Source organism: Halomonas sp. HP20-15 (assembly GCF_033446685.1).
GTDB lineage: Bacteria > Pseudomonadota > Gammaproteobacteria > Pseudomonadales > Halomonadaceae > Modicisalibacter.
This window is the reverse complement of the sequence record NZ_JAWQLY010000021.1, coordinates 13,507-33,361: the sequence shown is the minus strand read 5'-3', so window position 1 is coordinate 33,361 and position 19,855 is coordinate 13,507. Positions and strand designations below refer to the sequence as shown.

The window sequence follows — 19,855 nt, the reverse complement described above, 5'->3', positions numbered from 1 at the left end:
GGCGACAGCGAGTGGATCCTGGTCGCCGACGGCGACGTCGCCCATCGCGTGCACGACGCGGTGCGCTTCTCCTTCGATCCGACCTGCGCGCATCTCTTCAAGGCCGACGGCGCGGCGCTGGCGCACCGCCACCGCCACCCGCTGGTCGACATCGACCGCAAGGAAAACCGCGCGCCGTCGGCCTGATGGCCTTGAGGAGGGAATGTGTTCCCGATGGCGGTCGACCTCGGGCTTCCCTTGAGCGTTTCCAGCCAATCGGCGCTACTATCGTCTGCGATCACTCGATACAAGGACGTAGCCCGATGTCTCTGAGTAGCCTCCAGTATCTCGTCCTGCCACCCGTGAGCAACGTCCTGCTGGCCTTGTTGGGGATGCTGCTCTGGCGCAGTTCCCGGGGGCTGGGCCTTGCGCTGATAGTCGTCGGCGCATTGTCGCTGCTGCTGATCTCGACGCCGCTGGTCAGCTACTGGCTGCGCCACGGCCTGGAGTTCTACCCGCCGCTGATGCCGACCGACGCGAAGCGGGGCCAGGCGATCGTGATCCTGGGTGGCGGACGCAACTACGACTCGCCGGAGTTCGGCTGGGGCGACGCGCCTTCCAACACCACCTGGCGACGCCTGGCCTACGGCGCCCTGCTGGCCAAGCAATACGACCTGCCGGTACTGCTCAGCGGCGGCCGGGCTCACGACGAAGCCCTCGCCGAATCGCAGCTAATGGCAAAAGCCATGCGCCAGCTCTTCGACATCGACCCGGCCTGGGTCGAGACGCAAAGCCGCAACACCGCCGAGAACGCCAGTGAATCGGCGCGACTGCTCGAGGGTACGGGCGTTCAGCGGGTACTGCTGGTGAGCCAGGCCTGGCACCTGCCCCGCGCCGTGGCGGCCTTCGAGCATGCCGGGCTGGAGGCGATCCCCGCCCCTACGGAATTCACAGCCAAGCCGGGCCTTGGCCCGCTGGCCTTCGTGCCGCGGGCCTATTATCTGCGCCACAGTACCCAAGCCCTGCATGAATGGCTAGGACGGCTGGTCTACGGCCTGCAGAGAGAGCTGTAATCGCGGATAAATTCGTTCTACATAACCAAGATGTCTAGCTCGGCGGGAATGCGTCAAGAATTCCTGCTGGGGTCAGGGTAATTAAAGTAATCAATTTCCTTGCCATAAATATTCTTGACCAGGCGAACATTCTCATCGTCATACCATTCGTAAAGCTGCCTGTCTTTCTTGCGCGCCCCCACTTTCTCCTTGCGTAGCGGCTCGGTCACGGGGACGCCGAGCTCACGACAAATCTCTGCAAAATCCTCTTCGAGATTTTCGTAGTGTCCGATCCGCTCGACCGCCACCTTGTCGTCGATGGTATAAAGGTCCCAGTTATCCTTCAGTCCGCTGGGCACGATGAGCGGATCATGGACCTCGCCATTCAAGGCCTTCAGAAAGTGCTTGAAGGAAACATCGCCATCGGCCTTCCGGGTCTGATAGGAAAACTCCGAAAGCGCCTGGTCATATGAATTGCGCACGATGCAGAACTTGAAGTAGTTCTTCCATTCATCGGGAAAAGCTTCCTTGACGTTGATAGCCGGCGAATGGACGGGATTATGATACAAGCTCTTTCTATACTTGTATTTTACGGCCGTACTGACGTGATTCCTGAAGCGAGGTGAGTTGCCATGCCTCACGTACTCGAACAGGGCCTTGCGTGAAACGTTGAGCGAGCGAGGATCCAGTAAGGCGCGTTTCGTCGCGCGGTTGAGACGAAAGCCATTCTTCAGGACCTCATCGATGCTGCCAACGACGATGTCGTCTTCACCCAGATGCGGCCACAGTGTCGTCTTGATCGAACTTCCAGCCACCTTGCGACAATGTATGAAAATGAATCGATATTTATGACTGATGATCACTAAACGTCTCCGCCACGGATGAACCAGCTATTCGAGTTCGTCAGACTCACTCGATGCAGAACACGTCGCCAAGAAAGTGTTCGATCCGGCGATCGGCATAGGCAGGCTTGACGAGGCTCAAGCGACGTCTGATATCTTCCAGCTCCGCCAAGGTCAAACCGGAAAACTTTCTCAGCCCATGATCTTCCTTCTTGCTGAGCCTCTTCATGAACCGGCTGTAAATGTATCTACCCGCGATTTTCCTTCCCTTCAGGCTGCGACGCGGCGGTGGCGAAGCAGGGACATTCAAGCCCACGAGAGCCGATACGATGCTGGACGATGCCGTGTCACCGCGGAAATTCGCAAACCGCTCCTGCAATAGTTGCTCCACGCTCTCCTGCTGGTCTGGTTCAGGCCCCTTACTTGAAAGAATAGCGCCCAGAGTGTCCTCGACGGCCTCCGGCGTACGACACTGAACGCTGACGGCATTCGGCACTTCCCTATTGATGGGACTCTCGAACGGAACATAGGCAATGGTCGGAACCCCCGAAAAGCGAGCCTCGATTCCGGTAGTACACCCGTTATGGATAATCGCCGAGGCCCCCCTGACCCACTGCGTCACGCCACCTTCGAAAACGACATGCACATTGTCCAGGGCAGTAAGCCGCCTTTCCCATTCGGATAGTTTCTCGACGGGGTGAGGTCTTACGATAAAATTGATCGTAGGATGAGCTTCGGATAGGCGTTTCAAGAGTTCGGCAAAGCGATCGACCATCTTCCTGGTATCTTCGGCATTGGCACGCAGGGTTTGCTCATCGGCCTCCGACGCCAAGCTACCATTCTTCCTGCCTTGCTCGATCCGTTGTTCAAGGTTCATGTAGCCATTGGCCAATGGAAAGTTGGACGGAATCAAGACATAGTCGCCATATTTATCAGCGATGTCTTTGACGTTATCCGTGTAGTAAGCCATGAAATCCGGCCGCCAAAAGTCCACCCGTGGCGACCCCGATCCGTAGACATGGTCACCGAGTTTCGGGTAATGCCGCTGCCAGGTTCTCTTGTCGAACTCTCCCCAGCAAAAGACCGCAGATGCTGCCGCCACCGTCTCATCGGTACTGCGCGTCGCAATGAACTGATCATAGGAGAAATCGAGCAAGCCACTCTCTTCATCCTGGCTGGCGACCACGAAACCCTCCTCGACTACCTTGTTCAGGAGTGCTTCCTTTCCCTTCGTCAGGCTCTTGTCGAAATAGACACCCGGCGGCATCAGGCTTTCCCTGATCAGCCTCTTCAGGTGAACCTGATTGCCGAGCACCACCCTGAACCCCCGACAGGCCGCTTCGAGGGCGAGCAGCGTCTTGCCCTCCAACTCCCGGGACTTGATTTCCATCAATAGGTAAATGGTCGGCTTGCTGAACATATCACTCTCTTGCCTAGGCATTGAAACAGGCTTACTCGATGACTTCGAAAGAGGTCGGCGTGTTGGCTTTGCAGTCACGGGTGACCCGCTTGCCCACGATGTCACGGTAGTGTTTGGGAGCCAGACCATAGCCGGGCCGGACGCTTCTCACGGCGTCCTCGGTGATGGCTTGGCCCGTTTGCAGGTCCTTTACGAAGTATAGGGAACGCCTGAACTGAACGTTCCCCTGCTCACTCGACTTGCGCCCGTAATCGACCTCGCCCAATGCTGCCCAGGCGGTCTTGCTATCCCTGCACAGGTTGGCCAGATCAGCGGGCTCCAGGGAAAAACTGTCGTCGGGGCCACCCGCCGAACGATCCAAAGTGAAGTGCTTCTCGATCAGGCTGGCCCCGAGAGCGACACTGGTGATGGCGGTGGTATTGTCGAGAGTATGATCGGACAGTCCCGTGACGAGCCCGAAGCGTTCGATCATGTCGGGGATGGTACGCAGATTGTAATCTTCGGCAGGCGCGGGGTATCCGCTCACACATTGCAGGATCGCCAATTCCCGGCAACCGGCGCCTCTTGCGGCATCGATAGCTTCCTGAATCTCCTCGGCATCGGCCATACCGGTCGAGATGATCATCGGCTTGCCGGTGCGGGCGACATATTCGATCAGCGGCAGGTCGACGGCCTCGAACGACGCAATCTTGTAGGCGGGGGCATTCAAGTCCTCGAGCAGGTCAACCGCCGTCGCGTCGAATGGCGAGCTGAAAATAGTAATACCCAGCTTGCGAGCATGCTCGAAAAGAGGCTTATGCCATTCCCAAGGCATATGCGCTTCTTCGTAAAGTTCGTAAAGCCGCCGACCGTCCCACAATCCCCCTTCAATGATAAAATCCTCGTGGTCACTATCCAGAGTGATTGTATCGGGACGATAGGTCTGCAGCTTGACAGCGTCAGCCCCGGCTTTTTTAGCTTCATCGATGATATTCAATGCGGTTTCCAAACGACCATTATGGTTCGCCGAGAGTTCCGCAATAATATAAGGAGGCATGTCAGAAGCTATGCGGCGCCCCGCAATTTCGATATAAGGTTTGGCCATGATCAGTCCGCTCCCTGTTTAGAATTCCAGTCCTGTTGAAGCAGTCCGAATCCAATGACATCGTAATAAAACTCACCATCGAAATGGTGATGGCGAAGTCTGGATTCCTGCTCAAAGCCTAGCTTCTGGTGAAAGCGTATCGAGCGTTCATTATCAATAAGCGCCTCACTGCACAGCTTGTGTAAGCCCAATTTTATAAAAGCGTATTCGAGTGCTGCCTCCCCTAGCAAGGCACCACTCCCATGAGTTGCTTCCGGAGAGAGATAGAAGCCCCACTCGGCACGCCGCGCCCGCTCATCAACAATTGAGATATTAACGAAGCCAGAGGCAACGCCCTCGATTTCAAATAGTAACAAATGTTTAAGTGGGTCTTTCCGGGCACGCTCGAACCATGCGACATGTTCCTCAGCCGATATCACATGCTGCGTATACATGTAGCGTCTTATTTCCGGATGGTTGCGCCAGGCTCTTACGCAATCGAGGTCGTCGCGACGGAGTGGTCTCAAGGATGAAGAGGACATAAGCTCTAACTATTAATCATTAAATGTGAAGAAACATGTCGCGCCCCTTGCCCAGCTGTTATTTGCGCCGCTGAAGAACTCATACCTTTCAATGCTTCAGGATGAGTTACTTTCGCCCAATGCTCGGATAGATAAGTTAGTTGATCTATCTCACCCAATGAGACTGCAATACCAGCGCGGTCAAGCATCTCCGCAATCTTGCGTTGATTCTCGGCGAGTATAATTGTCAGGCTAGGCACCCCTAGACAACAGCGCTCCCATGAGGTGCTCCCCGCCGCCCCAATGGCAAGATCCGCTTGCGACATGCGCCTGGCCATGTCGTTCACGTTCACTGCCACCTCGGTCTCCCAGGGCATCTCCAGGGCTTGGGCCTGTACGGAAGCCAACCAGGGAGCGTTCGCTCCCATCACGACGCTCAACTTGCAGTGAGATGGCAACGGGCATGACTCGAGAGCCTCGAGGACTCGGCCAGTAGCATTGTCCTTATCGATGCCGCCCATGGTGATGAGGATGTTCCCCAGGCTCGGCCGCTCCCGGCGTGCGAGACTTGCCTCACGGTATTCGGCGAACTCGGGCCTCAGAAGTGCATATTGTGGACCAATGAGAAGCTCACAGGTCGAAGGCACGAGCGCGGCATAGTCTCGAGCCTCACGCCCGAGGTTCTGGTCGAGTAGAAGATCCGCCGCATGGGGGCGATCCGCCAGATCGTCGATCACGAACAACCGCCCATACCCCGGGCGCGTGGCGTTCTGCCAGCGCGCATCCAGTGCATAGTGGTCGACGACCAGCCACTCCGGTCTTAGCATCTCCAGCAGTGCCAATGTCTGCTCGGCATCGGTCCGCCAATCCGTCGTCAGCCAGCCCGCATGGGCAGGCTCCTGGGCATCGTCAGTCGCCGGCGTCGCCATCTCGGATTCTGGCAATACATGGGCTTCATGGCCGCGTCGGCGAATCGCATCGATTAACTGCCCCGGCAGGTCCCGGCAGATGAAATGGCAGGTCACCTGCCGCGCCTTCAGTGCATTGGCCAGGGTCAAGCAGCGCATCACATGGCCGGTACCGATGGCCAGCGATGCATCGGTACGAAAAGCGACGCATCTCGTAGCCGGAAAGGTTGGATTCACGACGACTCGTCCTCGTGCTGCAGAGCGCGAAACAGCCACTCGGCGCGCCGCCAGTCCTCGGGGGTATCGATGTCCTGAACGCGATGACGCGGCAGCAACACGGGGACGGCCCGCTCGGAAAAAATGGGCAGCGCGGCCAGCCAGGCGCTGGCCCTTCCCCAGTAGAATTGGCCGGCGTCGTGCCAGGCCTCTTCGAGATCCTGCGAGCGCGTTTTGAAATGCTCGGGCTGGAACATGTCGATCCGCCCCTGGGGCGTCAAACGCAGTGCCCGCTGGATCGGGAAGGCGTAGCTGGTCACCGAAAGGGCGTAATCCGCATCGGGCTGCTGCTCCAGGGCATCGGCGCCACGCTGGATATCCGCGGCACTGACGAAGGGCGCAGTGGCGTACAGACAGCAGACATTCCCGGTGCTGCCCTGCGACTGCCCTTGCAACCACTCAATGGCATGGGCAATGACGGGTATCGTCGCCGTGTGGTCGTCGGCGAGATGCGCGGGACGCATGAACGGTACCTCTGCCCCGTATTGCATGGCGACCGAAGCGATCTCGTCGTCATCGGTGCTGACAATGATCCGCTCGAAGCAGCGGCTTTGCCGGGCGGCCTCGATCGACCACGCGATCATCGGCTTGCCGCAGAAAGGCTTGATGTTCTTGCGGGGTATGCGCTTACTGCCGCCACGGGCGGGAACGACGGCGACGCTCATGCTCGCCCCATCGCCTGCTTGAGCGCGGCGACCACGGTATCCTGTTGCTCCTCGCTCATGGTCGGAAACAACGGGAGACTGATCGCCTCCCGGTAATAGGCCTCCGCCTTAGGAAAGTCTCCCTCCGCGAAGCCCATCTGCCGGTAATAGGGCTGCAGGTGAACGGGAATGTAATGCAGATTGACCCCGATCCCCTGCGAGCGCAGCGTCTCGAACGCCTGGCGGTGGCTGACGAGGCCCCCGTCCAGGTCGAGGCGAATCACATAGAGGTGCCGCCCGGAGTAGCTTTCCGGGTGTTGCCAGGGAGTAGTCAGCGGCAGGTCGGCCAGCAAGTCATCGTAGCGTGCCGCCAGGGCGTTGCGCGTCGCGACGTATTCATCCAGGCGCTCGAGCTGCGATACGCCCAGCGCAGCCTGCAATTCGGTCATGCGGTAGTTGAAGCCCAGCTCGACCTGCTGGTAATACCAGGGACCGTCGGGTTCCTGAGTCATCAACGAGGCGTCTCGCGTCACGCCATGGCTACGCAACAAGTACATGCGCTGCGCGAGCGCATCGTCGTTGGTCAGCGCCATGCCACCTTCGGCGGTGGTGATGATCTTGACCGGATGAAAGCTGAATACGGTAACGTCGCTATAACGGCCATTGCCGATGTACTCGCCGCGATACTCCCCCCCGATGGCATGCGAGGCATCCTCGATAATGCGGAATCCATATTGCTCGGCCAGGGCGTGAATGGCCTGCATGTCGCATGGCTGACCACACAGATGGACGGCGACGACCACCTTGGGCAAGCGCCCTTCTCGCTCGGCCTGGACGAGCTTCCGCTCCAGAGCGACCGGGCAGAGGTTGTAGGTCTGGGGGTCGATATCAACGAAATCGACCCGGGCGCCGCAATACAGCCCGCAATTGGCGGAGGCCACGAAGGTGATCGGGCTGGTCCATAGCCAATCCCCATCACCGAGCCCCAGCGCCAGGCAGGCGATATGCAGGGCGGAAGTCGCGCTATTGACGGCGAGTGCGTGCCGGGCACCGACCTTTTCAGCCACGCCGCGCTCGAAACGCGGGACGACCGGCCCCTGAGTGAGAAAGTCGGACTTCAGCACCGCCATGACGGCATCGATGTCCTGCTGCTGAATGTCCTGACGGCCGTAGGGAATCATCAAATGCTCCCGATCTTTTCCCAGTTCGCCTCGATCCATGTCTGCAGCGCCGCATCGCTCATCCACTCCGCATTGCTGTCGCTGGCATAGACGAAGCCTTCCGGCACCTTCTTGCCATCCTTGATGCGATTGGCGTCCTTGTCCCAGCTATTGATGGCCGGCAGGATCTTGAAGTGCTCGGGATATTCGTAGGTGTAGTAGGCGTCTTCCGATCCGATCATCTGCTCGTGCAGTTTCTCGCCGGGCCTGATGCCGACGATCTCCTGCCTGGCGTCGGGTGCGACCACCCTCGCCAGATCGGTCATCTTCATGGACGGGATCTTCTTGACGTAGATCTCGCCGCCCTCCATATCCTCGAAGGCGTGCCAGACCAGCTCGACACCCTGCTCCAGCGAGATCATGAAACGCGTCATTCGCGCATCGGTGATCGGCAAGACGCCCTTATCGCGAATCGACATGAAGAACGGAATCACCGAGCCACGCGACCCCATGACGTTGCCGTAGCGCACGACCGAGAAACGCGTATTGTGCCCACCCGCATAGGAGTTGCCGGACACGAAGAGCTTGTCCGAGGTCAGCTTGGTGGCCCCGTACAGATTGATCGGACTGCTGGCCTTGTCGGTAGACAGCGCCACGACCCGCTTGACGCCTTTGTCGATACACGCATCGATCAGGTTCATGGCGCCCTGCACGTTGGTCTTAACGCACTCGAAGGGATTGTATTCCGCCGTCGGCACGATCTTGGTGGCCGCCGCATGCACGACGTAGTCGACACCATCCAGGGCCCGGTAGATCCTATCCCGATCGCGCACGTCGCCGATGAAGAAACGCACGCGGGGCTCGCCCACGAACTTCTTGGCCATTTCCCACTGCTTCATCTCGTCCCGCGAAAAGATGATCACGCGCTTGGGGTTGTAGCGCTCGAGCAACATGGGGATGAATGTATGGCCGAAGGAACCGGTACCACCGGTTACCAGAATGGATGAGTTATCGAACATCATCGCTTCCAATGACAGAGAAGACGCTCAAGGGAATCATTGAACGAACTTGTGGAGTGGATTGAACTGTATTACCCGGCGCTTTTCCTCCGGCAGGTCCTCAAGGTGGGCGCGCTGATAATGCATTTCCTTGAAGTTCCCCGCCGTCGGGTAATAGATGGTGATATTGTCGCGCGTGGCCGTCAGGTTACGATTGCCGGAATGCAGGCCATTGGTATCGAACAGGGTGACCGTGCCGGCCGGCCCAGTCACGTTGACCACACGCTCGGCAATGTCCGGGCGCGCATTCATGTCGAACTCGAAACGTGAGCCAGGGCCGCGACCGCGCTTTCTCGTGTAGTAGGTCGCGTGGGTGCCCTTGAGGTAGGTCATCCGCTGGCCGTCCTCGGCTACGTCGGTAAGCAGGATCTGGGCCTTGATCTGGCGGCCGCGAGTATCGTGGTGCCACTGGAAGGAGCCATAGCGAGACTCCTCCAGAGGCCGAATGCGCATCGCATCCGCACGACCGATGCCAAAGCCCTTGCGATAGTATCGCGATATCAACTCCAGGAGCGTGCTATCCAGGGCGGCTTCCACGAAAACCCGATCATACTGCAGGACGTTTTCGCAGAAATCGCACTCGGGGTTGATGCCGCCCCCAATCGAGTGATCGGCGATAATCCGTTCGAATCGATCCCGCAATTGCCCCAGGAATTCACCGCCAAAGTAAGCTGGAAACGACACGATGCCGTCCCGCTTCAGTTGGAGGAGCGCCTCGTCGAGATCGATATCCTCGCGCAGCGGGGAAAAATCATGGCGAAATCGCGGGTCCGGCAGTCTATGAAAAAACTCTTTTGCCATGAAAACCGGGGTCTTGACCGACAAGACCAGATCATTTCTATCCAGCATTTGATGCCTCCAAACCGACAATTGGCCGGCCGCTACAAATTGGCTCAAACAAGCTTAGCCCACACGACACCTGGCCTGAAAGCAGCCCCACAGGACCGCCAGCCAAAACGCATAGACCATGGCGCCACTGTTGTGCTCCATCAGCGACTGGGTCAGTCCGAAGTCGATATAGGCGACCGGCAACAGGGTACCGGCGACGGCCAGCGATCGCAGCTCCATATCGGCCGCCTTGAGCTCCCTGGCGAACAGCTTGAGCGGTACGAGATACAGCGCCAAAAGCGCCAGCAGCCCCACTACCCCCTGCTTGGCAAAGGCATTGAGGAATTCGTTGTGTGGGTGAGTGTAACGCTCGGCCACCCGCTCGTTGATAACGCCCTGCTCGGCTAGTCGGTTCATCTCACGATAATAGCCGGACTCCCCCCAGCCCAGCAGCGGCCTCTCGCCGATCAGCAGGCCGGCACCATGCCACATCTCGAAGCGCGCCCCCACAGAGGAAGTCTGCCCCTCACCGCTCATGTACTGCGCGATGTCCTCGAAGGCGCCATGTACCCTATGCTGAACGCCGAACTGGGGCACGGTATACACCACGGCCGCGCCGGCCACACATAACGCAACCAGGGCGACCTTCACCCGACGAGACATCAATGCGCCATAGGCACCGTACAGCACCAGAAGCACGAACGGCAGGCCGACCCAGCCTCCACGGCTGCCGGAAAGCAGCGAACCCAGCAAGCCGCCGAGCGCCCCCAGCAACAGTAATCCGAGCCAGGTCTTGCGCCGTGGCTGTATTATCGCCCAGCCCAGCCCGGCCAGACACAAGATACCCATCAGCATGCTGATATCGCCGAACTGGATGACGTAGGTATAGCCGGTCGCGCGATCGACCCCGACCAGCAGTTTCTGCCAGATGGCCCACGCCCCCGCCCCCACGGCACCGACGACCAGCCCCGACCACAGCCAGGCCAGCCGTGGCGGATATGCCAGAACCAGCAACATTGCCGGTATCGCCAGCAGGAACCGGCTGGGCTTGTCGAATTCCCGCCATGGCTCCTGAAACACCAGCACTTCCCACAGCCCCGCCAGACAAAAGCCCAGCATCGCCAGCATGATCAACCCATCCTGGCACGACAGGCCCAGGCGAGGCCTGGAGTACAGCAGCATGATGCTGCCAAGCACCAGCAGCAAGGCTCCCAACGAGTAGCCGGACGACACGACGAGTGCGAGCGCACCAAACAGCCAAACCGCCAGCGAGGTGTATCCCACCATTCCCCTACTCAACCGACTCCAAGCCTCGCTACTGAAAGTCATCGTTTAACCCAGTAAAAACAATGTAGAGACGAACAAAAAGGCCAGCTCGAAAGCTGGCCATCATAGCATTACCGGTCACCCTTGCTAACGGAGCGGACGCCATCGTCGCGCCACACCAGCCAGGTCAGTCAATCTTCAAATGGAATTCAGACGGAGAGGCATCAGAACGCGTTCGGATGGCAAAACCCCTTGATGATGGTCAGCGCAATGATCCGCAGATCCAGCCATAGCGACCAGTTGTCGATATACCAGAGGTCATGCTCGACACGCAGCCTCATCTTTTCGACATCCGCAGTCGGGCCCCGGAGGCCGTTGACCTGGGCCCAGCCGGTGATTCCCGGCTTGACCTTGTGGCGCTTCATGTACGACTCGACCACATCCTTGTAATGCTCATTGTGCGCCAAGGCGTGGGGGCGCGGCCCGACGATCGACATGCGCCCCTGCAGCACGTTATAGAACTGAGGCAGTTCATCCAACGAAGTGCGCCTCAGAAAGGCACCGAACTTCGTCACCCGCGGGTCGCCCTGCTTGGCTTGGGTAACGGCCCCTCCGGCCTCCGTGTGCACCTCCATCGAGCGGAACTTGTAGACCTTGAAGTGATGGCCGTTGCTGCCCATTCGATACTGCTTGAACAGCACCGGCCCTGGGGACTGCACTTTCAAAACCACAGCAACGACGGCGCAGACAGGCAATGACAAGAGAAGAAACACGCTGCCCAGCACCAGATCCTCCACCCGCTTCAGGAAGCGTGACGTCTCGCCCATGGACGTCACGCTCAAATCAATCGCGAAGTGGCCCGCCACCTGGCTGATACGATGGTTGAGAAGCCGCATGTCCTGAAATTCAGGAATGAAGCGCACCTCCGCCGTCTGGTGGCGCAATGCATACATCACCTCGCGCACCGTGCCGCCCATTTCAAGCGGCAGGCAAAGCCACACCTCGCGGGCTCCCGACGCCTCGACACGGCGAGCGAGGCAATTATAGAAAACCGGATCGGGGGCATCCTTCACGCGCTGCACACCGGAGATCGCGAAGCCTTCGCCCGGCATCTTGCGCATGCTCCTGGCCACCTTGAGCAGGTTTTGCGAAGGCCCAACGAGAAACACACCGCGCAGGTTCTTGCCCGATAGTCTCGCGTGCTTGAGCAGTAACATCACCAAAACGCGAAAACCAGCGGCAAGACCCAGCGAAAACAGCAGGGTCATCCCCAACCACAAGCGCGAATAACGTACCGAAGCTTCGGCCAGGTAGATGATCGAGGTCGCCAGCAGCGCGACGATGACCCAGACGCCAATCAGTCGGAAAAGGATTCTGGATAGACGCGTGGTACGCCAGCGTACATAGGCCCCATCAATGAAATTCGCCATCACCACGAAAATGGCGATGATCACCATGCCCAACAGAAAGCGATCGTGCACATCAAGGGTGCCAAAACGAATGAAATGAGCCAGAAAGCCTGATAAGAGCACGGCCCCGGCATCGATCATGGGCACGAATATCTGGGCCGGGTATCGTTCGGTGATATTTCTCTGCTGTCTTGGGGCACTCATCGGCTAGTCGGGTAACTCAAGGGCGGAAAGATTATCGGCTTTGTAACAATATGATACTTTACGCTGCGCTGCTCGGCGGCATGATACTGAAAAAAGAGAACCGGACCCATACCAATTTTTGACCAGCCGCGGCGCTCAAATCATGACGTGACCGTGGCCTGTCTTACCGGCTTGCCTAGTATCGCCAGCGCATCGTCGGCCATTCTTCCCATGATCCTGTCCCGACGAAAGTCCTCGATGAATTGCCCACGCGGGCGAGTCGCCAATTCCAACGACTCGAACGCATTCGCAGCCGCCGCCGAATCGCACGGCTCGAATACGCTGACGTTCTCGATATGTTGTTTGCAGAACTGGGCGGGAAAGGCCCGCACACCGGCCCAGATCGGCTTGCCAGTCGCGGCATACTCGAAAATCTTGGAAGGAATCACCCGCGAAAAGCAGAACATATCGTTCAGATGAAGAAACAGCACGTCGGCTTGCCGGTACTCCTCGTTCAACCACTCCCTTTCCACCGGCGGCCTGATCTCCACATTTGAGACCCCTTGCGCCTCGAGAGCCGCCTGCAGTGCTTCGCGCCTTCCGCCATCGCCGATCAAAACGAAATCGATGCGATCCTCCAGACGCTTGGCCAAGCCCGGCAAGATACGATCGATGCCTTGGCACTGGCCGATATTGCCCGCGTACAGCACGCGCAAGCGACGCGGCTCCCGCATCGACTCATTCGGGCTGGACGCCTGTGACGTGGATGACTGCTCCGCGACCGCCCCTCTTGCCGAATCGGCAAATAGAGGATCCACACCATTGGTGTGCCAGGTGAACTGCTGACTAGGGTAGCGTGCCTTGAAGTAGGGCTCGAAGCCCGGCGATACCAGATTGACCTTGGCCGCGCGATTGACCGCCCAGCGCTCCAGGGCGCTGAAAAAACGAATGCCGAGCCATCGTGCGCCCGTCGGCAGCAGGAAGGGCAGGTTCTCGACAAAGATATCGCGTATATCGAGATAAAGCCGTGCCGACACGCGACCCGCCACATAGCGGCCCAGCACGGCGGTCATCAGCCGCGATGAAGTCGCTATCACCAGGTCGTAGTGCTGACCTCGGGTGAGTCGCGACACGTGCCACGCGTACGCCGCGAAGGCCCTCGATTGGTCCAGAATGCCACTGCGATGGCTGGGCAGCTCGATACGTCGCACAGTGAGGCGCCCCTCGTAGGCGGTCTCATAGGCCGGCGCCTGGCTGTCATACCGGGCATAGCGATTGGGCGCCGTGGTCATCACCTCAAGGGTATGGCCTGGCGGCAGCCGCTTCATCAGCGCCTCGACCAGGGCCCGGCTGCGGAACGACCCGGCTCCCAGGTCGGGTGGGAAATAGAAGCTCAGCAGTAATATCCTGCCCCGCTGTGTCACCGGCGGGCCCTCGCAATATCCCGGTTCGGCAATACGTTTGCGTAAAGGTCCAACAAAGCCTGCTCCTGAGTTTCCCAATTGAGGGTCTGTGCCGCCTGCTTGGCGCGGGCACGATACCACAAGCGCAACTCAGGATCGCTCACCAGCTGGCTGATGGCGCTGGCCAGGGCCGGCGTATCGCCGGGCGGTACCAACAGGCCCAAGTCGTGCTTGCGCACTACCTTGCTGATCTCGGGCAGTTGGCTAGCCACTACCGGCAAGCCCGCGATCACGTACTCGAACAGCTTGTTGGAGTCCGTCGTGAAATGGTTCAGGCAGGTGTTTTCGATGGGCTGCACGCCGACATCCGCCGAGGCCGTGTAGGAAGGCAGCTCCGCCAGCGCCACGGTCGGAATGAAGCGCACTCGCTCTTCCAGTTGTAGGCGAGCCGCCAACTCACGCAATTCAGCCGTCTGCCGCCCGCCACCGATGAATACGAAGTAAGCGTTAGGCACGCTTGCGGCAGCCTCGACCAGCCTGGGCAGCCCCCTACCCGGCTGCAGCCCACCTTGATACAACACGATAGGCCAAGGCTCTACCAATCCCAGCTCCTCGCGTATGCGATCAGACCCGTCGGCACTGACCAGACGAGGCCGGTTCTGCAACACCAGCGGTCGGGGGATGCCATAAGCACGCGCAAAGAACTTGGCGCGAGCATCCGTGGTCGTGATGGTACCGACCGCCTGGGGCATGATTTTCTTTTCTAGCCAACCAACCAACCCACGAAAGGCCTTGTAACCCTCGCGGTCAGTGCTGATCTCATGCGCATCGTAGACCAGCGGCACCCGCAACAGCTTGGCCGCGAGCCAAGCCGTGGACAGCACATTGACGTCATGCGCGTGGATGACATCGGCACGTGACCTAACCAACCGCCATGCCAAATTGGCGTGCGTCCAAAGCCTGGCAACCAGTTTTAGAAGCTGGCGCAGCGGCGTTTGCGGAGGCGGAGCAGTTGCTGGCCGGGAACTCGCTTTTGCCTGTTCCCCCTGCTTGCTGCCGTTCGCTATACGCAAATTGCGCTTACGCAGCTTCCATAGCGGGCTGCGAGCAACACGCACCACCCTTACACCCGATTCCAAGAGTTCGCACTCCTGAGTAACCCCAGGAGTGTGTAAAGCGTGAACGATAACTTGATAACCGGCAGCTTGAAGAGTCTGCGCCTCTTTTAATACGCGTGCATCGTTCAAGAACTCGTTCCAGACAATCATGGAAATAATGGGCAAAACGGTGCTCCTCAAAATTATCAGGTCGATGCACCCGACATATTAGGCTCTTCTTCCAAGCATTTTAGAACCCTAGGAATCAAATCCAAGGCCATAACAAAATCTTGGCGAACATAAGACTTTTCCAACGAAAAAATTAAAGCCGTAATGCACGCGTCAGCAGCGCTTACTTTATGCAAGGCACGGCGTGATAGTTTAGCCCGATCTAATGCACTAGCTAACAGGTCGAGTTGTTTAGGATGTATGGGCCAGTTAGCCCCAACAGGCTCCAAAGCCCAGCGTCCCCATTGTGCCATTAGCAGTTCTCCTTCTTCCGTTTGAAGAAAAGCATCAGGCCCTTGATCCGGATTTACTATAACCAAAGGCAACTTACTCAAACGATCTTTAATAACATCGTGAGCCTTTCTAAGGCGCTCCACATTTTCCACCTGAGGAGGACCCATCATTTCCGCCACAGTGTGGAGACGCTCAAACATATGAGCATCAATACGTTGCCAGATAGGAGGACGGGAACGCATAAACTGGGATGATAAGGTCTTATTAGGCTCGATAGCTAAAAGTATTTCTAAAGCTGCCTGCCTGGTTTCATTTATCTGTTTCAGTGGTGGCTTTTCAATAGGCAACCACTCAAAAATGTGACAATGTAGATCTCCCAACGACTCTACGCCTTTTAAAGGAAGTGCTGGAAGCTCAGCATTACCAATAAGCAAAGTAGCTTCGTGCTTAGCTAATGAGCCACGATTACTATTAAACAATTTCACCAAATTTTCAGAAACCAGAGCCCCCTCTTTATCGAACCCCTGGACATGAAATGCCGCCACATCTAAGCCACCCAAGTGCCACCAAGAAATTTTCACTTCATCTATAGATGAAGAGACTACCTCTCTTAACATACTGAGCATCCACTGCTCGCGCTGAGGGAATTTTAGCAATGACCAAAAATTGGTTTCGTGTTTACGAGTCTCGTTAACAAGGACATGCCCATGAAAAAAAAGCGCATTAAGCTTTAAACGTTGGACGTATAGCCCTTTCAAGTCATTAACAACGCCAGCAATGCGAGTAAACCCCTGACGCATAAGAATTAAAGAAATAATAGCTATCAAAAGCCCAGGAGGAGTGCCCCACAAAAAGTCCCATACCATGAAAATAAATGAGCACAAAAAACCTATATTAGTTGCCGTACTAACAACTTGGCCTGGAACCTCATCCACAGCTACCTTTAGCTTTCTATTCTTGGAATAGAAGAAGGCAAGTAGCATAAAAGCCACTATTATATATACAACCAACACCCCTAACAACTCAGGGTATAAGCATGCCATAACTACAGCGACTAGGCCTAGGAATACGCTGCCAGCAAGGCTGCGTGAATAGCGTTGATAACCTCTGCTAGCCACTTCGTCCTGGTTTTCAAAAAGGATAATTTTTTGACTTCTTCGCAAAAGTAAGGTGGCCCCTCGGCTTGAACATATTACTATTGCCTTCTCAGCAATGAGAAAAAGCATGTAAAAGACTACAGCTGACATGCTGAGGGACAATATTAGGAGTTCTCTATCCATATGAGTGAACAGAGAAGGAAAGTAATGAGGAATTTGGCTCGACCCAAGCAACATGAGAATTTTTAGAGGTAGCAAAAAAGCCAACAATATGGATATCTGTGATACCAATGTGGCAAAAACTATTAACAATGTCACACCAGGAACCACACGGGAAAACTTATTCCCAATAGACAGTGCCCACCTTAAAGCAGTCAGCATATTATTCAGCAAAACCCTACACTCCTACCCGTTAGGCTTAACAAGTTCGTTGCTTGCGGTAAAAACCAAACACTATAGCTCTAGAACTGCCTTATGGCACTGAGACTAATTACACAAATCTAAATGTAAAGTGCGTATTAACCGAAAGAGTTACGCGCTCTTTAAATAGCACACGCAATACTTGGCTAGGCTCAGCACGGTTTGCTTTATAAGACACATAACTAAGTATTTTATTTTCTTTCTTGCCCTTTGCAATAGAAATACTATCCGGTACATCTCCTACAAATTCCACGGACAGAGCGCTCCCTGATGCAGAGCGAACCTCAACCTTGTTTTCCCCTATAGCGACATTCTTATTTACAGGAATATGCCATTGGAGTAAGATATTATGTTTTTTGTGATCTTTAGATTCGATATTGTCTTGCACTTCTAAAAACGTGTTCTCCGCGTCAAAACTAATAACACGATTATGCTTTACTTGCTCAAGCATATTCAGCTGCATATTAACAAAAGGAGCGCTTGGCGCCTCATCATAATCGAGCACCTTCCAAGCCCTTAGTCGATGCTCAAATTCTTTTGCGTAACTAGTGTCCGAAATAATAGGAACATTGTGCGCTTGTCTGCTACGCATATAGCGACGCATTGGATCCTTGTTAATATAATTATAAAGCCCTGAATCAATTAACCAGTCCTCGCCGCCCGCATAAACACTTATGTGACCTTCATCTTGCTGATGGTGATACCGGCTAGAACACCCTGCTTTAACAGTAATGTGAAAGGCATTTAAAAAACCAGTCTGATCAGGCCATCTATTTCTAAAAATCGCGTAGCCGGACTGTGGATAGACAACGTTTAATTTATCAGGGCGAATTCCCTTCTCACCTTTCGTCAAAGCATATAAGAAATGCTGGTATTCGTTGCTTTCACCAAACAGTTCCTTATAGGCATCCGAAGTAGGTAACTGTTCGGTATCACCGATGGGAGGGAGCAATGCATCAGGGCGCAGGATATGCGTAATAAAGCTTAACGCTTTTACAGAAAATTTATCAAATTCTTTCGCCAAATTACCCAGTAAATTAGCCGGGTAATCCTTGATTATCCCAATAAATACTTTGAAAACGAAGATGTGATAAGCAGGGCTGTTCTCGACATGTACACCTTCGTCGGTAAAGGCAAATGCAAGTTCACTGCTTATTCGACTAACAGCAATTTTTCGCCATTCATTCGCCTCCACGCCTGTACATACAGTGCCCAACAAGAGCAGAACACGCGCTTGTTCTAAACCATGATTTGTATGCTCGGAATAGAAGCTATCCTTAACTAGCCATTGGCCATGGATGTGTAAAGCTTGCTCAATATAGTCTTGAAATTGCTTATTTCTATTCAACCACTCTTGAGCAAATTTTTTACAATAGTAATATATTAGAATTAATTGCTCGGTTCGAAGTGCTGTAGCATGGTCATGCCAGACAAATTCAAACGGGTACGCCTGATCTGTAGATAAATATTCATCCAACCATGACTGCACCCCATCGCATGCGAAATCTAGAATATCATCATTCTTTACACTATAATGATAAGCCAATAAATAAGGAATAAAAGAAAGCCAGTTCAGCCGCCACTGCCAGCTCCTGTTGTTTAGAGGGTCTTGCTCCCAAGCCCCCCAGCCCTTAAAGGATACGGCCTTGAAGGGAGCGAGTTCCAATTGACCGTCGGCGTGTAGCTTCTCCCCTAAGGATATGTTGACTTTTGAGTTAACAATATTGCTAAGCTTTTTACTCACGCAGTGATCTAGCGCTGACGATTTCACTTCTTTGAGTTCCATACCTGTCCCCGGCAATGTATTTATATTTTCTTTATAATCAGCATGAATTTTTATAAGCCTACATTTCATTTTACTAGCTAAATCTTTAAGCCTGACGTCATTGGCACCAAGGGAAGGATTGAGGCCGCATTCAACCTCGTCTAGAGTCCTTATATCCAGAGCCATAATATCCTTTGTCTTAGCCCGTCCAGCCAAGGCCCGCGCTGTATTGCTAGCTAATTGGGAACAATCACTTAATACGCTTAGCCAAGCATTGCGATCATCAGAAGAGAATACTACATTATTGATCTGGCGAATCAACTCAACCTCTTCATCTTTTAAGCTAACATTGCTGGCAGGAGCTTCATTAATTTGCATCTGATCGCCAGTTAACCAGTATGCAAAATCACGCACAATCTCAGAAGAATAGTCGAATACCCTTACCGTGGCATTAGAGAGTTTCGATAACTTACCAATGATAGCTTCGGAGTCTGACAGTTGTTTTATGACATCCAGTTCGCAGAAGTCGGCGAGTGTCAAAGATGTACCGTAATAGCTTACCAGGCCTGACGGTTGATTAATTACCGCCTGTTTATAATAGGATCTCTTGAAGCCTTCCGCAGGACGTCGAACAATAACTAACTCAAGCACAAATAAGGATTTAAGCGCGTTAAAGAAATCTCGCCAGGCATAGTCCTCAATATTGTTCAGCTGATTTACAATGGACTCAGTGGACAACACAACAGTCTGATAGTTTTTATATTTTGCAGTTAAATCGCGCAACAACTTACTTACTTTATGCATCTGACCAAGACGAACAAGCCTAAAGAGTTCTTCATGTTTAAATGTCCCGGGGCTTATAAATAGACTTGGATAAATAACGCCATATCTATGCAGATCTGCCTGAGATTTACAAAGAGTTTCCTGCAAAGAAGAAGACCCCGCTTTCGGGTAACCAACATGTAAGACTAGACGGGGACGGTTAGACACAAGTCACCTTAT

General features: G+C 55.0%; 16 protein-coding genes and 1 pseudogene. 2 read left to right on the top strand and 15 right to left on the bottom strand.

Annotation, left to right across the window (positions count from 1 at the left end):
* Together R6258_RS18300 and R6258_RS18295 are read left to right on the top strand one after the other, a co-directional pair.
* Nucleotides 1-186 (top strand): annotated as a pseudogene (locus R6258_RS18300) (ABC transporter); the annotation flags it as partial.
* Between the two features lie 116 nt (nucleotides 187-302).
* The gene (locus R6258_RS18295) at nucleotides 303-1,052 is read left to right on the top strand and encodes a YdcF family protein (RefSeq protein ID WP_318453314.1); all 750 of its coding nucleotides are present in this window, start codon (nucleotides 303-305) and stop codon (nucleotides 1,050-1,052) included.
* A 53-nt stretch (nucleotides 1,053-1,105) separates the two neighbouring features.
* Here the strand turns inward: R6258_RS18295 and R6258_RS18290 are convergent, their stop codons facing one another.
* The 15 genes from R6258_RS18290 to R6258_RS18220 all read right to left on the bottom strand — a co-directional run bounded on the left by R6258_RS18290 (nucleotide 1,106) and on the right by R6258_RS18220 (nucleotide 19,843).
* On the bottom strand, nucleotides 1,106-1,894 hold the full coding sequence (locus tag R6258_RS18290) for a sulfotransferase family 2 domain-containing protein (protein ID WP_318453312.1): 789 nt from the start codon (nucleotides 1,892-1,894) through the stop codon (nucleotides 1,106-1,108).
* Between the two features lie 46 nt (nucleotides 1,895-1,940).
* The gene (locus R6258_RS18285) at nucleotides 1,941-3,293 is read right to left on the bottom strand and encodes a surface carbohydrate biosynthesis protein (protein WP_318453311.1); all 1,353 of its coding nucleotides are present in this window, start codon (nucleotides 3,291-3,293) and stop codon (nucleotides 1,941-1,943) included.
* Nucleotides 3,294-3,324: 31 nt separating this feature from the next.
* Nucleotides 3,325-4,377 carry a pseudaminic acid synthase gene (gene pseI / locus R6258_RS18280; RefSeq protein WP_318453309.1) on the bottom strand — a complete coding sequence of 351 codons (1,053 nt, stop codon included), beginning with the start codon at nucleotides 4,375-4,377 and terminating at the stop codon, nucleotides 3,325-3,327.
* Nucleotides 4,378-4,379: 2 nt separating this feature from the next.
* Nucleotides 4,380-4,898 (bottom strand): UDP-4-amino-4,6-dideoxy-N-acetyl-beta-L-altrosamine N-acetyltransferase, encoded by a 519-nt coding sequence (pseH, locus tag R6258_RS18275; protein WP_318453308.1) that lies wholly within the window; start codon nucleotides 4,896-4,898, stop codon nucleotides 4,380-4,382.
* A 5-nt stretch (nucleotides 4,899-4,903) separates the two neighbouring features.
* Nucleotides 4,904-6,022, bottom strand: coding sequence for a UDP-2,4-diacetamido-2,4,6-trideoxy-beta-L-altropyranose hydrolase (gene pseG / locus R6258_RS18270; RefSeq protein WP_318453306.1), 1,119 nt, complete (start codon nucleotides 6,020-6,022; stop codon nucleotides 4,904-4,906).
* Nucleotides 6,019-6,726 (bottom strand): pseudaminic acid cytidylyltransferase, encoded by a 708-nt coding sequence (pseF, locus tag R6258_RS18265; RefSeq protein WP_318453305.1) that lies wholly within the window; start codon nucleotides 6,724-6,726, stop codon nucleotides 6,019-6,021. Before pseF ends, pseG begins: the two co-directional genes overlap by 4 nt.
* A complete protein-coding gene (gene pseC, locus R6258_RS18260; RefSeq protein ID WP_318453303.1) occupies nucleotides 6,723-7,886 on the bottom strand; it encodes a UDP-4-amino-4,6-dideoxy-N-acetyl-beta-L-altrosamine transaminase in 1,164 nt (387 codons plus the stop codon). Before pseC ends, pseF begins: the two co-directional genes overlap by 4 nt.
* The gene (gene pseB / locus R6258_RS18255) at nucleotides 7,886-8,884 is read right to left on the bottom strand and encodes a UDP-N-acetylglucosamine 4,6-dehydratase (inverting) (protein WP_318453302.1); all 999 of its coding nucleotides are present in this window, start codon (nucleotides 8,882-8,884) and stop codon (nucleotides 7,886-7,888) included. The genes pseC and pseB overlap by 1 nt, the downstream gene beginning before the upstream one ends.
* A 36-nt stretch (nucleotides 8,885-8,920) precedes the next feature.
* The gene (locus tag R6258_RS18250) at nucleotides 8,921-9,772 is read right to left on the bottom strand and encodes a phytanoyl-CoA dioxygenase family protein (RefSeq protein ID WP_318453300.1); all 852 of its coding nucleotides are present in this window, start codon (nucleotides 9,770-9,772) and stop codon (nucleotides 8,921-8,923) included.
* A 54-nt stretch (nucleotides 9,773-9,826) separates the two neighbouring features.
* On the bottom strand, nucleotides 9,827-11,038 hold the full coding sequence (locus R6258_RS18245; protein WP_318453298.1) for an O-antigen ligase family protein: 1,212 nt from the start codon (nucleotides 11,036-11,038) through the stop codon (nucleotides 9,827-9,829).
* Between the two features lie 203 nt (nucleotides 11,039-11,241).
* The gene (locus tag R6258_RS18240) at nucleotides 11,242-12,567 is read right to left on the bottom strand and encodes an undecaprenyl-phosphate glucose phosphotransferase (protein ID WP_318453296.1); all 1,326 of its coding nucleotides are present in this window, start codon (nucleotides 12,565-12,567) and stop codon (nucleotides 11,242-11,244) included.
* A 203-nt stretch (nucleotides 12,568-12,770) separates the two neighbouring features.
* Nucleotides 12,771-14,033 (bottom strand): glycosyltransferase family 4 protein, encoded by a 1,263-nt coding sequence (locus R6258_RS18235; protein WP_318453294.1) that lies wholly within the window; start codon nucleotides 14,031-14,033, stop codon nucleotides 12,771-12,773.
* Complete coding sequence (locus tag R6258_RS18230; RefSeq protein WP_318453292.1) at nucleotides 14,030-15,295, bottom strand: glycosyltransferase family 4 protein; 1,266 nt, start codon at nucleotides 15,293-15,295, stop codon at nucleotides 14,030-14,032. Before R6258_RS18230 ends, R6258_RS18235 begins: the two co-directional genes overlap by 4 nt.
* Nucleotides 15,296-15,315: 20 nt before the next feature.
* Entirely contained in the window at nucleotides 15,316-17,061 is a 1,746-nt protein-coding gene (locus R6258_RS18225) for a hypothetical protein (RefSeq protein WP_318453290.1), read from the bottom strand.
* 97 nt (nucleotides 17,062-17,158) lie between these two features.
* Nucleotides 17,159-19,843, bottom strand: coding sequence for a heparinase II/III family protein (locus R6258_RS18220; protein WP_318453288.1), 2,685 nt, complete (start codon nucleotides 19,841-19,843; stop codon nucleotides 17,159-17,161).
* Between the last annotated feature and the right edge of the window lie 12 nt (nucleotides 19,844-19,855).